Origin of the sequence: Lysinibacillus mangiferihumi, from assembly GCF_003049665.1 — a bacterium.
Classification (GTDB): Bacteria; Bacillota; Bacilli; order Bacillales_A; family Planococcaceae; genus Lysinibacillus; species Lysinibacillus mangiferihumi.
The window spans coordinates 1-15,382 of sequence record NZ_PYWM01000012.1 but is presented as its reverse complement, the minus strand read 5'-3'; the positions used below and the strand labels follow the sequence as shown (position 1 = coordinate 15,382).

General features: G+C 36.3%; 13 protein-coding genes and 1 pseudogene. 7 read left to right on the top strand and 7 right to left on the bottom strand.

What is annotated here, in order from left to right; translation table 11 throughout:
• Positions 1–354: 354 nt before the first annotated feature.
• On the bottom strand, positions 355–1,188 hold the full coding sequence (locus tag C9J37_RS12600) for a TetR/AcrR family transcriptional regulator (protein ID WP_107895624.1): 834 nt from the start codon (positions 1,186–1,188) through the stop codon (positions 355–357).
• A 99-nt stretch (positions 1,189–1,287) separates the two neighbouring features.
• Here C9J37_RS12600 and C9J37_RS12595 point away from each other — a divergent pair, with 99 nt between their 5' ends.
• Together C9J37_RS12595 and C9J37_RS12590 are read left to right on the top strand one after the other, a co-directional pair.
• Complete coding sequence (locus C9J37_RS12595; RefSeq protein WP_107895623.1) at positions 1,288–4,377, top strand: efflux RND transporter permease subunit; 3,090 nt, start codon at positions 1,288–1,290, stop codon at positions 4,375–4,377.
• A 103-nt stretch (positions 4,378–4,480) separates the two neighbouring features.
• The gene (locus tag C9J37_RS12590) at positions 4,481–5,167 is read left to right on the top strand and encodes a DUF4085 family protein (protein ID WP_167397309.1); all 687 of its coding nucleotides are present in this window, start codon (positions 4,481–4,483) and stop codon (positions 5,165–5,167) included.
• Positions 5,168–5,291: 124 nt separating this feature from the next.
• Here C9J37_RS12590 and C9J37_RS12585 read toward each other — a convergent pair whose 3' ends face one another.
• The 6 genes from C9J37_RS12585 to C9J37_RS12560 form a co-directional block, all read right to left on the bottom strand.
• Entirely contained in the window at positions 5,292–5,780 is a 489-nt protein-coding gene (locus C9J37_RS12585) for a GNAT family N-acetyltransferase (RefSeq protein ID WP_107895621.1), read from the bottom strand.
• A 155-nt stretch (positions 5,781–5,935) separates the two neighbouring features.
• The gene (locus C9J37_RS12580) at positions 5,936–6,490 is read right to left on the bottom strand and encodes a GNAT family N-acetyltransferase (protein WP_107895620.1); all 555 of its coding nucleotides are present in this window, start codon (positions 6,488–6,490) and stop codon (positions 5,936–5,938) included.
• Between the two features lie 274 nt (positions 6,491–6,764).
• Positions 6,765–9,287, bottom strand: a complete 2,523-nt coding sequence (mprF, locus tag C9J37_RS12575) for a bifunctional lysylphosphatidylglycerol flippase/synthetase MprF (RefSeq protein ID WP_107895619.1) — start codon at positions 9,285–9,287, stop codon at positions 6,765–6,767.
• A 107-nt stretch (positions 9,288–9,394) separates the two neighbouring features.
• Complete coding sequence (locus C9J37_RS12570; protein ID WP_024362220.1) at positions 9,395–10,057, bottom strand: potassium channel family protein; 663 nt, start codon at positions 10,055–10,057, stop codon at positions 9,395–9,397.
• A 180-nt stretch (positions 10,058–10,237) separates the two neighbouring features.
• Positions 10,238–10,690, bottom strand: coding sequence for a TlpA family protein disulfide reductase (locus tag C9J37_RS12565; RefSeq protein WP_107895618.1), 453 nt, complete (start codon positions 10,688–10,690; stop codon positions 10,238–10,240).
• A 239-nt stretch (positions 10,691–10,929) separates the two neighbouring features.
• Positions 10,930–11,472, bottom strand: coding sequence for a peroxiredoxin (locus C9J37_RS12560; protein ID WP_025218725.1), 543 nt, complete (start codon positions 11,470–11,472; stop codon positions 10,930–10,932).
• Between the two features lie 404 nt (positions 11,473–11,876).
• Between C9J37_RS12560 and C9J37_RS12555 the strand changes: the two genes are divergently transcribed.
• The 5 genes and pseudogenes from C9J37_RS12555 to C9J37_RS12535 form a co-directional block, all read left to right on the top strand.
• Entirely contained in the window at positions 11,877–12,419 is a 543-nt protein-coding gene (locus tag C9J37_RS12555; protein WP_024362223.1) for a type II toxin-antitoxin system RelB family anti-toxin, read from the top strand.
• Positions 12,420–12,436: 17 nt separating this feature from the next.
• Entirely contained in the window at positions 12,437–13,543 is a 1,107-nt protein-coding gene (locus C9J37_RS12550) for an ABC transporter ATP-binding protein (protein ID WP_024362224.1), read from the top strand.
• Positions 13,533–14,342, top strand: coding sequence for an ABC transporter permease (locus C9J37_RS12545; protein ID WP_024362225.1), 810 nt, complete (start codon positions 13,533–13,535; stop codon positions 14,340–14,342). Before C9J37_RS12550 ends, C9J37_RS12545 begins: the two co-directional genes overlap by 11 nt.
• A complete protein-coding gene (locus C9J37_RS12540) occupies positions 14,339–15,136 on the top strand; it encodes an ABC transporter permease (RefSeq protein WP_024362226.1) in 798 nt (265 codons plus the stop codon). Before C9J37_RS12545 ends, C9J37_RS12540 begins: the two co-directional genes overlap by 4 nt.
• A pseudogene (locus C9J37_RS12535) lies at positions 15,133–15,382 on the top strand (spermidine/putrescine ABC transporter substrate-binding protein); the annotation flags it as partial. The gene C9J37_RS12540 and the pseudogene C9J37_RS12535, both read left to right, overlap by 4 nt.

Here is a 15,382-nt window from a genome sequence, read left to right as displayed (position 1 = left end):
CACCTTTCGTCTGTTTCTTAAATTTTTTTAGTTATGTCCCAGCCCCTTTTTTTGCATAGAAACTCTATTTTTCTTCGATAAAGTAGTATCCTTGTTCAAGCCTTCTCTATGGATGGAGTTGAATAATTAAATCAGGACATCTCCCATTACTCTTTTTTGTCCCACGTTTAAAAATTTTGAATGTGATTTCATAAATTCCTAAAATTTTGAAACCTCCTACAATGTTTTACGTATATAGTAATATCAACACGATAACTTTCCCTCTTTAAAAAGAGTAACATCTCTTTTCAAGAACAAATACAAAAAAATAGAATTATTCACAATAACCAAACTGTGAGCAATTCTATTTCAAATTTAAAACTGAAAGTATTTATCCAATACATATACGACCCATTGACACCCCGGCTGCAGGCGAATATTTTCAATTAAACCTTTTATAATCGCTTGACTATATGTCGTCTGCTCAACCTGATTTTTTAAAAGCTCCAAAGATTCTCGTTCAATTGACGGCTCTAAGTTTTGAATACTTTGATCAATTAACTGTAATAGCGATTCCTGCGTTATTTCTTGATCACATGGTCTTGCTACTAATTGAGCAAGTTCTTCGGTAATAAAAGGGATGGTCGTATGTCGAGCAATTATATCGGTCTTTTCCGCTAAAGATTGCGCCAACTGATCTAGGTCGAGCGGTAAATCAGAAAATATAAATAGCTCGGCATAACTTTTCATAAACCCTTTTACACAATACATAACATCGTACTTTGTCTCTTGTAGCTCTTCACGATACAACTGTTCAAGCATCTGGACTATAGACTTCGACATATCTGCTTCATAGGCACTCACTTTGTGAAACAGCTCTTTATTTGTAAGAAATACCTTTTCATTAAAAAAAACACGTGAAGATGCTGCATGTTTTTTGAATGCTTGAAAAATATTTTTGTAGAAATCAACCAGCATGATATCTTTATTATTTGAATTTCTGACTACGTGGTCAATGTCTGCAATAAATTGCTGTAAGTAGTAGTCAACCATCGAGAAAAGAAGCTCATCTTTTGTTTTAAAAGACAAATAAAATGCCCCTTTGGAAATCCCACAGCGTTCCGTAATTTGCTGTACAGATGTTGCTTCAAAGCCTTGTTCAGAGAACAGTTCTAATGCTTTCTCCATAATTAATTGCTTTTTTAACATATTTTTAAATCTCTCCTAATGCATTTCGTTGACAAATGACTGATTAGTCATTAGTATAAATAATTGAATCTAGTAAGTCAATAAAGGGTAGGTGTGAAGGTGAAAGGTTTAGTTAATTTTGTATTGAAAAACAAATTGGCAGTGTGGTTATTAACAATTATCATCACTGTCTCAGGGATTTATTCAGGTACAAGAATGAAAATGGAATCAATCCCTGATATATCGATTCCATACTTAATTGTAATGGGCGTGTATCCAGGTGCCACGCCTGAACAAGTCATGAATGAACTTTCTATTCCATTTGAAAAATCCGTTGAAAGTTTAGAGGATGTGAAAGCAGTTTATTCCACTTCCTCTTCAAATGTTGCCCAAGTGCAAGTCGAATATGACTATGGCATTGATATGGATGAAAAGAAACGTCAGTTAGAATCCGCTCTCGATAATGTAAAACTGCCTGAAGGCGCGCAAGAACCAACAATCATGGCCATTAGTATGAACATGATGCCGGTTGTCGCATTATCTGTGAGTAGTTCAAAGGAAGACATTGTTGACCTAACATCAACAGTAGAAGATTTATTACTTCCTAAAATCGAAAAAATCGACGGTGTTGCTTCAGCAACGATTACAGGTCAACACATTGAAGAAGTTTCGTTTAAATATGACGAAGAAAAAATGGCTGCTCTTGGCTTAACTGAAGACGCAGTCAAGCAAATGATTCAAGCAAGTGATATGTCATTATCACTTGGTTTATATCAATTTACGGTTGGTGAACAAGCGGTTTCCGTAGATGGTAAAGTTAAATCTATCGATGAATTAAAAGATTTATTAATACCTGTCACACCTTCAGCTACACAACCTTCTCCTTTCGTTCGCTTAGGCGACATTGCTACGATTGAAGTTGAAGGTAAAGTACAATCTGTATCTCGTACAAATGGTAAAGATGCCATTGCAATTCAAATCGTAAAAAGTCAAGATGCAAATACAGTAACGGTTGTCAATGCAGTAAAAGAGCTGATTAAAGATGAAGAAAAAAGAATTGACGGCTTAAAAATAGATATTTCACTTGACCAAGGTGCTCCAATTGAAGATTCAGTCTTCACAATGATTGAAAAAGCGGTATTCGGTGGCGCAATCGCGGTTTTAATTATCTTATTATTCTTACGCGATTTCAAATCAACCATTATTTCGATTATTTCAATTCCAGTTTCCGTCTTCATGGCATTACTATTATTAAACTGGATGGATATTACGTTAAATATTATGACACTTGGTGCAATCACCGTCGCCATTGGACGTGTAATTGATGACTCCATTGTCGTAGTAGAAAATATTTATCGACGTATCCATTTAAAACAAGAAAAATTAACGGGTCGCGCACTGATTCGTGAAGCAACTATTGAAATGTTTAAACCAATCTTGTCTTCTACATTAGTGACGGTAGCGGTATTCGCCCCTCTTATTTTTGTAGGCGGTATGGTTGGCGAATTATTTATGCCTTTCGCATTAACGATGACATTTGCTTTAGGTGCGTCATTAATAGTAGCAATTACCATTGTACCAGCTTTATCCCACTTCTTATTCCGTAAAAAAATCTACGGAGAGAAAAAGGAAAGCCAGCATCAAGAAGTTGGTAAACTAGCTATTTGGTACAGAGGTATATTAGAAAAAGCATTAAATCATAAAATCATTACGTCTACGATTGCGATTTTAATGCTTGTTGGTTCACTTGCTTTAACACCATTAATCGGCTTTAGTTTCATGGGTTCTCAAGAGGAAAAGGTCATGTATTTAACATATACACCTGGTACTGGCGAGCTAGCTGATGAAACAGAAGCAAATGTAGCACAAGTTGAAAAAGAATTAATGAAACGTAAAGATATCGATATTTTACAAGTTTCAATTACTGATGCTACAAACGCTGACCCAGCAGCAATGATGATGGGTGGCACAGCTGGTGGGGCATTAATGTACCTCATCTTTGACCCAGAAATGGAAGACTTCCCTGCTGCTCGTGAAGAAGTAGAAGACTATGTATTTAATCTTGAGCAATCAGGTGAATGGAAAAGCCAAAACTTCTCATCAACGTCTATGGCTTCAAACGAAGTAAGTTACACATTATACAGTGAAGACTTAAATAAGTTACGTAGCGCAGTTAAAGATGTTGAAGGATCACTCAAAGATGTCAAAGGTCTAGAAGATGTGAAGTCTGATTATGAAGATTCATATGTAGAACATGTCTTAAAAGTAGAGCAAAAAAATGTCTTACAATATGGCTTAACGACTGCTCAAATTGTCATGGCTTTAAATTCTACTACTTCACAAGAAGTGTTAACAACAGTTGAACGTGATGGCAAAGACATTAACGTCATTGTCAAACGCGATGCCAAGGCAGCAGCCTTATCAATCGATGATGTTTTAAAAACTGAAATTAAAACGGCTTTAGGTACAACGATGACAATTGGTGAATTAGTAAACGTTGAAGAAGGTACTACACTTAATTCACTATCGCGCTCAAAAGGTGAATATTTCGCCACTGTATCTGCCACAATTATTGGCGATGATATTTCAAAAGCAACGACCGCTGCAGATAAAAAGATCGCTAAATTAGACTTACCTAAAGGTGTGACAACAGGCGTATCCGGTGTAGCGGCAGATATGCAAGAAACATTTACGCAACTAGGTATTGCGATGTTAGCAGCCATCGCTATCGTTTACTTTATTCTTGTCGTAACGTTCGGTGAAGGTTTAGCACCATTTGCTATCCTCTTCTCATTACCATTTGCAGTCATTGGCGCATTTGTTGGCTTATATGTAACAAATCAAACGATTTCTGTATCCGTTATGATGGGTCTCTTAATGTTAATCGGTATCGTTGTGACCAATGCCATCGTACTTGTAGACCGTATTATCCATATGGAACGCGACGGACTTGGAATGCGTGAGGCCATTTTAGAAGCAGGCGCAACACGTTTACGTCCAATTTTAATGACTGCCATTGCAACAATTGGTGCAATGATTCCAATGGCAATTGGTAATGGTGGTAGCGGTCTAATTTCGAAAGACCTCGCGATTACAGTAATCGGCGGTTTATTATCTTCAACATTATTAACATTAGTAGTCGTACCAATTGTCTATGAAATGCTATCCAAAATGTTAAAGAAAAACCGTAAAGATGTTGAAGAAAACTAATGAATAAAAGCAACAACATGAAAGAGAGTGCTCCTGCAATGGAGCACCCTCTTTTTTAAAAAGAATTGATTGGGTGCCTGGCACTTCAGTTATGGGGGAAATAATGAAATATTATACGAAAGAATTATATGATGAAATGCAAATATACGGATTTGTAGTATTTCCTGATTCAAAGGAGGAATGGGTGGAACTTGTACAATCATATGATGATATGGACATTGACTATATAGAGAGATTAAAATCAGAGTTAGCGTATAGAAAAAATGACTTATTAACGTTCCTTCCTGTATCACTCCACCATGCAATTAATAAAGGAACATTTATGATCAATTATCCATCACAAGAAGAAAAAGAAGTAATAGAGCAATGTCGCAGTCGTTTTGAACATAAATTAAAAACGATACGAAATGAATGTAAAGCGAATTATGCATTAATTAAACATTTACTTCCAGAAAATGCTGTGCGATTATACGAAAGTTCTATGCACGATGCAACCGTTATTTCTGTTAGCTATTTATCGGACAGCAAGGAATGTATATTACTACTAAATCATCATGATGGAAATGGACAAACCGTTGATATTAAATTAACATTTACGGGAGTCCACAAAATATCGAATATTGAGCATATTATCGATGCATGGTGGATATACGATGAGGTGTATGTAACCAATCATGGTTTTGAACTACATGTATTATTCGATGGTCCATGCGAAATGTGGGAAACAACTATTGAAGCAACAGATGTCTTCATTGAATACCTACCTTCATCAATTGCTAAAGACCTCTAATTGATGTGCTACCCGGAAAAAGTTAGTCACGAAGCTAACTTTTTCCGGATTTTTTGGATTCTCTTTCTAGTAGCCCACCTTTTCCCATCTGCTATCCCTATCCTTTGTTTACTTTCAACTACCATTATTTTGTGTTCAGTAACTGATAAACAGCTTGTTCCTGCCCAAACCTTTCTAATACTTGTATTTTTTCCATACCTATTTTTTCTAGTACCCGACAGGAGGCAATATTGACAGTTTGTGTTTCTGCTACTAGCTTTGATAATTGTAAACTAGTAAATCCATAATGGATGACCGCAGTTAAAACTTCTTGAGCGTAACCTTTGCCCCAATATTGTGGCAAAAATTGATAGCTAAGCTCGTATGTTGTTTGTTCATGATATTCATCAATGGATACTAGACCAATGAATTCATTCGTGTTCTTTAGTGATATGTAAAAGTATGAATTAGGAAATGATGATTGCAACATGCTGTTACAGGAAGAAAGAATATAGTTTTTATCTGGAATCCCTCCAAGAAATGCTCTGACATCCTGATTACAATATAAAGAATAAATATCATCTTGATGGTGTGGCTTTACAGACTCAATTACACAATTTTCAGTTATTAGCATACTATTCCTCATTATTAGAATTTTCTTTATTATGACAAAGACATTGTGTAAAATCAAATATATTTACCCAAATTTACCATAAAAAAGACTACATCCAATATAATCTTGAATGCAGTCCCATATTCACTTAGATTAGTCGCGCTATACATAACATATCATTTAGTTATAAGACATTCTTTTTTAGCTTCCCATTCTTCTCTTAACATCCCCATCCGAATGGAATCATAATAAACTCCCTCGTAATAACGCACTTTGCGAATAGTCGCTTCCAATTGCATTCCTAATTTCTCTCCGACACGAATCATGCGCTTGTTTTGTGACCATGTGGTAAAGCCGACACGCACAAGTGGCATTGTTGAAAATAAGTGCTCAATCCAAAGTGTCATTGCTCTAGTGCCAAGCCCTTTCCCCCAGTTATGAGACTCATGAAAAACAATGCCCATTTCTAGCCATTTAGAAGGTTTGTGCTCCCAATAATAGGAGATGACACCACAAATAACACCTTCAACTTCAATGGCCCAAAAATTTTTTTGATTGATAAATTGATGTGCCGTTAACATAAAATCATGAAACGGTTTCGCTTTATGTGGAAAATAGGGAGCGTCCCATTTTTTCCATTCTGGTTGCTCATCTTTATAAACAAGCTCCCAAATGCGCTCTAAATCAGACTCGATAATAGGACGAATAATTAATTCTTGATCTGTGTACATAAGTAGCCTCTTTTCAATTATCATATCAATTCAAACTCAGCGTAATGGCGTTCATATTTCATGCTTGTAAAGCTCCCTCAAAAACGTCCCATCCGCCTGGCTTTAATGTGCTGTGAATGATTGAAAAAGCGACATATTGTATGAGTATGCTACTTCTCAATCACTTTCCATACCTGTTTCATATTCATCATTCCTTTCACTGTTAATAGGAAAATTATAACACGTTCAATTTTCCATATTAATTTAATATTTACCAAATTTTAAAAATATCCAATTATTTTCTCTTTCGTCCAATCAATAATGTGATTTGTGCCATTGTAAAGGGCAACGATGATTTTTTGCGATACGCTATATATTTTGGTTCCCAAAAATCTGCATATTTTAATTTAAAGTTTTTTAAGCCTTTAAAATGATAGAAATACTGGCCATGTAAAAATATTTGTGCTGCAATTTTTTCGCTTAAAAAAGAGTATCTAGATTGACCGACATTCGATAACGGAGACATGCCCATATTAAATACACGGTATCCTTGTTCTTTCGCCCATTGAAACAGCGATAAGAAAATGAAATCCATTGTACCAGACGGTGCCCCAGGTTTAAAGCGCATCAGATCGACTGAAATTCTTTCGCCCTTATCATACATGGGCATGATGCTTGCAAAGCCAATGACGCCTTCAGCTCCTTTTAACACAGCAATTTTTGAGGTGTTCAAATAATTTTCATCGAAAAAGCCAAGAGAAAATCCCTTCTCGGCCCTTCCTTGTAGCCATTTTCTTGATACTTCCGCTAGTTCAGTCATAACCTCCTGTGAGTAGGGCGGACTTAATATTGCGACCGTATAGTTCTCGCGTTCAAATCTATTTTTTACCGCCCTGCTGCCCTTCATTTCTTTACCAGCAAATGTGAACATCTCTAAATCAACAAACGCTTCCTCGCCCAGCTTAAAAAAGCTATAACCATGCTCATGTAACACAGGGAAAATCTTGTTGTTAATTTCATAAAAAACAGGTGTATAGCCATGCCTATCTGCTACTTCCAAAAACTCCTGAATAGCCGATAATAAATCACTTTCTGGACCTACCGGATCGCCTAGTACCACGATTTTATCTGCATAGATTTGATAGGCGAATAACACCGTATTTTCTTTATTCCAATAGACAAATTTGTCATGCAAAAAAATGAGATGTGAAAACTCCGTTCCCGTATACTCCATAAGATGACTTTTGATTTTATCTTCATGTTCTTTTGATAGTAGCTTGTGCATTTTTTTAGGTCCGCGTGTAAGATAACCTAAGTAAAAAATAGCGCAAGCGATGAGAATACCGATCATTGCACTGAAAAATAAATCCCGATAATCTGTAAGCATATAATATTGCAATGGTGTCGGAATATGAATTTTTGCGGTAGGTAAATTGATATAACCTATTAATAAGTACATTGCCGTAATGAAAATAACCGCAGCAAGGTCAAATAAAATAGTACCCCATGTTAAGACATAACTTTCCCGATAAAATTGTTTTTTGGATGCCATTAACAATACAGCGACTATCAGTAAAAAAATGGCTTCTTCATAATCAAACCCTTTACTAATTGAAAATAAAGCCGAACTGCTAAGCACGATAATGGCAAGTTGATAAGCCGTTTTCACTTTATATTTAATTCCCCTACACAACCCTAATAGAATAAAGCCTGCCGCAACAGTCAATTGATGGGAAATATTCATAATTGGCGATGATAAAAACTCCTGAGCGATTTTTAATCTGCTTAAAATACCTGGTACAGATGCTGATAACAGTAAGACAATGCCCGAGATAAATACTAAACTGGTTAACAACATATGACTAATCTTTTGAAAAATAACATTTGGTACATCATCCCACGACCGATTCCAACGCTCCCAATAATCTTTCATAAATAATAGTACAGACACTAAAAATGGTAGTACAAAGTAGCCCACACGATACAAGATTAATAAAAAGAGTACTTTTTCTTCTGCAATTCCAACACTTTGCGTCCCCCATAAAAAAACAAGGTCAAATGAGCCAACCCCTCCCGGAATCATGCTTACTATACCTGCACATGAGGCAATTAAAAATATCGGTATGAGCGTAGAGAGCTCCATCGGTATTTGGATGATGATTGTTAACATCCAAATGACAAAAAAGACCGCAAGCCATTCAGCAACAGAAGTAATCATTAACTGTAGGAATACTTTATACGTTAAGGCACTTCTTTTGTTATAGCGAATAAGATGCATCACTAAAAATACAGGAACATATAAGCTGACCACTATGACAGCAATTGATAACCAGCGAATTTCTTTTAACATTGGGAAATCCCAAAAGAACAGATACATCAACCAAGTTAACAATGAAATCCCTGTTAAATAAAAAAGAGTAACGGTGGCAATGCTCTTTAACAAGCCTTCACGATCCACTTTATATTTTGAATAAAAATAATTTCGTAGAAATACACCCACTAAACCGCCAAAGCCAATAAGGTTCGAAAATGTGTTGACAATAAACGAATTGTTCACTAAAGTACGCTTGTTTATTTTCATTCCTAATAGTTTTACCAAAATAACATCGTAAAAAATCATCGGAGTAATCGCACAAAACGTAATGAAAAAAATCAACAACAGTTCCCATACTTGCAATTGACTAACTTCATTTCGCAGTAAATTTACATTTACCCCCCTTAGCGATTGTTGTATTTCGTAAATCGCTATCGCTAAAAGTATGATTGGAAATATAATTTTTAGAAACCGTAGTAATGGTTCTTTCCTAAATTTAAACATGTGCTAAACCTACTCCCCATCAGCTTTCTTAACAAACTTCATAAAAAGTTGGATTGTATATGAAAAAATGGAGTATTGCAAACCAACTACAATATTCCACTTCTTTCTTATTCTTTCATTGCCTTCTTCACAAAACGGTTAATATCCACATCAGCACCGATAAGAAGCATAATATCTCCAAGTAAAATTTTGTCGCTTGCTTGTGGAGAAACGATAATATCGGATCCTCGTTTTATGCCGACAATGTTAATGCCGTATTTTGCACGGATATCTAAATCCATAATCGAATAACCGGCAATGGCATCATTCGCTTTTAATTCCATAATCGAATGCTCATCTGACAGCTCTAAATAATCGAGCACCGTATTAGATAACATATTATTCGCTATACGGATACCCATATCACGCTCAGGATGAACTACAAAATCTGCTCCAATTTTTCTTAGCACTTTTTCGTGGTAGTCGTTTTGAGCTTTTACTGTAATTTGCTGAACACCTATTTCTTTTAAAATAATGGTCGTTAAAATACTTGCCTGAATATCTTCGCCGATAGCGACAATGACATGTTCAAAATTCCGAATACCTAATGAATTTAATACCGATTCATCTGTTGAATCGGCAATAACAGCTTGCGTTGCGATGGCAGCAAACTCATCTACCCGTTCAGATGAATGGTCAATCGCCATTACTTGCGCACCTTGACTCATAAGCTCACGAACAATACTCCCTCCGAAACGTCCAAGTCCAATGACGGCAAACTCTTTTTTCATCATTCAAAATCCCTCCGAAAACTACAATTACTTTATTTTAACTTATTCTCGCTTATATGTATTGTCAAAACAGGAGACCAATCGTCATTTTACCTTTTCTATCTAGTATTTTCGACATTCTATAATATTACTATTAAAAAAAGCGAGGATTTAAACATCCCCGCCTAGCAAATATTAAAATTATGCGTTACGCATTTCATCGAGAACTCGATTCACACGTTTTTCTAACATCTTCATACCGCTACCACCAGCTTGCATATGGCGAAGCTGTCCGTCTTTATCGAATACGAAGTAAGCGGGTACGTATTGGTTTTCAAAAGCATCCGTTAACTTCATTTCATTATCTACAAAAATCGGTTGTGTAATATCATGCTCTGCTGCAACAGCTTTGATCGTATCCAAATCAGTATCTGCTTCAGAACGTGGCATATGCACAGCAATAACGTTTAATTCATCTTTATATTTGTCACGGAAATTATTCACTTCCGGCATTGCTTCTTTACATAAATGACAGCTTACAGACCAAAAATGGATTAGTGTTGGTTTTTCGCCAACTAATTGTGCTTTCGTTACTTCACCATTTAACCATGTTGTTGCACCTGTAAGTTCAGGCATTTGTTCACGAAGTTTCATAAAAAATCCTCCCTTGAAAAAAATATCCCCACAAGCGTGTCGTGGGGACCCATTATTCATTTTATGCATGAATTGAGCCTTGGCGTAATTGCGTCTAGATTTTTTTCAAAAAGCTCGAAAAAAATCTAGACAGTGCCAGAGTACTCCGACTTGCTCAATAGCTGTACCACTACTGATTTCATTGCATAATTCGCATTCATCCCGCTCTTTTTAAAAGTGAAGGACTTTGCTCAATTCAATTAAAGAGTTGCTTGACCTGGGCGCCAGTTTGCTGGGCAAAGACCGCCAGTTTGTAAAGCTTGTAATACACGTAAAGTTTCATCAACGTCACGGCCAATATTATTATCGAATACTGTTTGATATTTTAATTCGCCTTCTGGATTAATGATGAATAAGCCGCGTAGTGCGATACCTTCTTCTTCAATTAAAACGCCATATTCTTTCGAAATCGCATGGTTCGTATCTGCTGCTAATGGGTATTTTAATTCTCCAAGGCCATTTTGCGTGCGATCTGTGTTAATCCAAGCTAAGTGCGTGTGGATTGTATCAGTTGAAACGCCGATTACTTCTGCATCTAAGTCTTCGAACTCATCATAACGATCGCTCATCGCAGTAATTTCTGTTGGACATACAAAAGTGAAGTCCATTGGGTAGAAGAACAGTACAGTCCATTTGTCTTGTGCTTTAATTTCTTCTAAAGATACTTTACCAAAAGATTTGTCTGGAAGTACTGCTTCCATTGTGAAGTCTGGGGCTTGTTTACCTACCATGCGTTCTGCCATTATAAATCCCTCCGAATAATATGTAGTTTTATATTCCATTCGCACATGCGAACCGTCTTCTACGATAGCAAAGAAAGCACAGATTTTCAACGAAGTGCACTTCGCCACGCTAATCGTTTCAAGTGTACTGACAAATTTTTGTCAAATACCCAATAAATAATCATCACTACACTATAGTTATTAGCTTCTTTTCGTAAATTTATTCTAGAATAACACAAAAAACTGCTCGAAAATAGAGAAGCTTCTTTTCTTTCAAATACATCTGCATTTTTTCCTCCAAAACGATTGCAAATTTTTCATTATTATGTATAATAGTAATGTTTTTAGTAAACTAAAAGTTTCGTTAAAGTAAACTTCATTTTCTGAAAGTTTATGATTGCTAAACTTCTTCTAGGAGGGAAACGATGCAAATTGGAGGAAAAATTAAAGCACTTCGTTTGAAAAAAGGTCTTACCCAAGAAGAGCTTGGAGAACGTACAGATTTAAGTAAAGGCTATATTTCACAACTAGAGCGTGATTTGAATTCGCCTTCTATTGAAACGCTTTTTTCATTATTAGAAGTTTTAGGATCGACGCCCAAGGAATTCTTCGATGATGATGCACCTGAGCAAAAGGTTGTCTACACCGAGGAAGATCAATCGACTTATACAGACGAAGAAAAAAAATATGAAATTCAATGGCTTATTCCTACATCTAATGAGAAAGAAATGGAGCCCATCTTTTTGACACTTGCTGCTGACGGCGAATTCAAACAGTTTGAACCATCGCTATCAGAAACATTTATTTATATTGTCAAAGGGCGTATTCGTCTCGTTTTAGGGAATGAACAATATATAGCTAGTGAAGGTAATGCGCTCTATTTTGACGCGGCAGATCATCATCAAATTTTTAATGCCCATGACGATGAAACAAAAATTTTACTCGTCGCAACGGATTCTTATTTATAGCTTAAGGAGGCGCTTCAATGACAACAAATTCTATTATCCGCTTTGAAAATGTATCAAAATCATATAGCGACGGCACAGTCGTCCTAAAAAATATTAACTTAGAGCTTGAAAAGGGAAAGTTCTATACGTTGCTTGGTCCGTCAGGTTGCGGTAAAACAACGATATTACGCATTATCGCTGGTTTCACAGAACCAACTACAGGCGATGTGTTTTTCCACGATAAAAAAATCAACACGGTTCCAGCCAATGAACGTCAAGTTAACACAGTATTTCAAGATTATGCGTTATTTCCACATCTAAATGTTTTTGAAAATGTAGCATTTGGATTACGTATTAAAAAACTTCCTGAAAATAACATTAAAGAACGTGTGGGAGAAGCGCTAAAATTTGTCAACTTAGCCGGCTATGGCAATCGAGAAATTTCTGAAATGTCGGGTGGTCAGCGTCAACGTGTTGCGATTGCACGAGCTATTGTTAATGATCCAGAAGTTATTTTACTCGACGAGCCTCTTTCTGCGCTTGATTTAAAACTTCGTACAGAAATGCAGTATGAACTACGTGAATTACAACAACGACTTGGTAAAACATTTGTATTTGTCACACACGACCAAGAAGAGGCACTTGCCATGAGTGATGAAATATTTGTCTTAAGCGAAGGGCAAATTCAACAATCAGGTACACCAGTAGATATTTATGATGAACCCATTAACCGTTTTGTGGCCGACTTTATCGGAGAATCAAATATTGTTAACGGCGTTATGATAGAAGATTTTAAAGTGGAGTTTGCTGGGAAAGTGTTTGAATGTGTTGACCAAGGAATGAAACCAAATGAAAAAATTGATATTGTTATTCGTCCAGAAGATTTGGAAATCACAACAGTCGACAAAGGAAAACTAATTGTTAAAGTTGATACACAATTATTCCGTGGAGTCCATTATGAGCTCTCCACTTACGATAAAGCTGGTAATGAGTGGCTTGTCCATTCATTGAAGAAAGCTGAAGTAGGGACAGAAATAGGTTTAGACTTTGATCCAGAAGCCATTCATGTAATGCGCCTAAATGAAACTGAGGAAGAGTTCGATAAACGTCTAGAATCCTATGGAGATGACGAAGATGCAAACTAAAACTTCGAAATCAGCGTTATTTCCATACGTTTTATGGATTGCACTATTTGTTATTGCGCCGATTGCCCTCGTTGTTTACTACTCCCTACTAGATTTACATGGCAATTTTACGCTCAATAACTACAAAGCATTTTTTACATCTGTCTATTTAAAAATGACACTTAGTTCGTTTTGGTATGCGTTTTTAATCACATTCTTTACATTGCTGATTTCATACCCAACAGCTTATTTTTTAACGAAGACCAAACACAAACAGCTATGGCTATTGCTCATTATTATTCCTTCGTGGATTAATCTTTTGTTAAAAACATATGCGTTTATAGGGATATTCGGTTTATATGGTCCAATCAATGCAGCCATTGAAGTATTCGGCTTTGATCCGAAGCAAATGCTATTTACTGATATGAGCTTTGTCTTCGTATCCGTTTATATTTTTATTCCCTTTATGATTTTACCAATTTTCAACTCGTTGGATCGTCTTAACCCAACCCTTGTCTACGCAGCTCGTGACTTAGGTGCTTCAGCCTTTACAACATTCCGTCGCGTTGTACTGCCACTAACAATGGATGGTGTTAAATCAGGAATTCAAGTTGTTTTCATCCCTGCTTTATCACTTTTCATGATTACGCGCTTAATTGCAGGAAACCGCGTTATTACGCTCGGTACAGCAATTGAGCAACAATTCCTTGTAACGCAAAATTGGGGCATGGGTTCAACGATTGCCGTATTTTTAATTTTATTTATGGTAATCATCATGTTCATTACAGGTCAAAAGGATAAAGGAGGTCGCGTACGATGAGCAAACTGTCCACATCTGCAAAAGTGTATTTAGCGATTGTTTTTATCGTCCTGTATGCTCCTATTTTTTACTTAGTCTTTTACTCATTCAATAGTGGGGATTCCATGACAAACTTCCAATCCTTCACATTGGATCATTATAAAGCTGTATTCGAGGATTCTAGATTACTCGTTATTTTAATTAATACGGTGATTGTGGCTTTGCTTTCTGCACTAATTTCCACAATTATTGGCACACTAGGCGCAATCGGGATCGTTACAGTAAAAGATTCGAAAATGCGCAATACCCTGCTTTCCTTAAATAATGTATTAATCGTTAGTCCAGATGTTATTATCGGTGCAAGCTTTTTAATTTTATTTACAATGGTAGGCATTAAACTGGGCTTCGCTTCAGTATTATTAGCCCATGTCGCGTTTAGTGTTCCTATTGTCGTACTGATGGTTTTACCAAAATTATTAGAGATGAATAAGTCGTTAATTGATGCGGCTTTAGATCTTGGCGCAACGAAAAAAGATGTTATGATGCGCGTAATTTTACCGTATATCCAACCAGGGATTTTTGCTGGTTTCTTTCTCGCTTTAACGTATTCACTAGATGACTTTGCTGTAACATTTTTCGTGACAGGAAATGGCTTTAGTACTTTATCTGTTGAAATTTACTCGATGGCACGTGCTGGTATTTCTCTGACAGTGAACGCCATTTCTGGTTTAGTATTCTTCGTTACAATTATAGTAGTAGTCGGCTATTATTTCTTCACAAGTCGTACGAGTAAAAGAACGGAGGGACAACAATGAAGTCTTTAATTCAAGCTACCATCGCCATACTTGTCGTCTCCGCTCTGTTAGTGTACGCGGCTGATGCAATGAGCGCTACCGGTGGTAAAAGTGGAAAAGATACATTAACTATTTTTAACTGGGGCGAATATATAGACCCCGATTTACTAAAGCAATTTGAAAAAGAAACAGGCATCCATGTCATTTACGAAACATTTGATTCCAATGAGGCCATGATGACGAAAATTAAACAAGGTGGGACGGCAT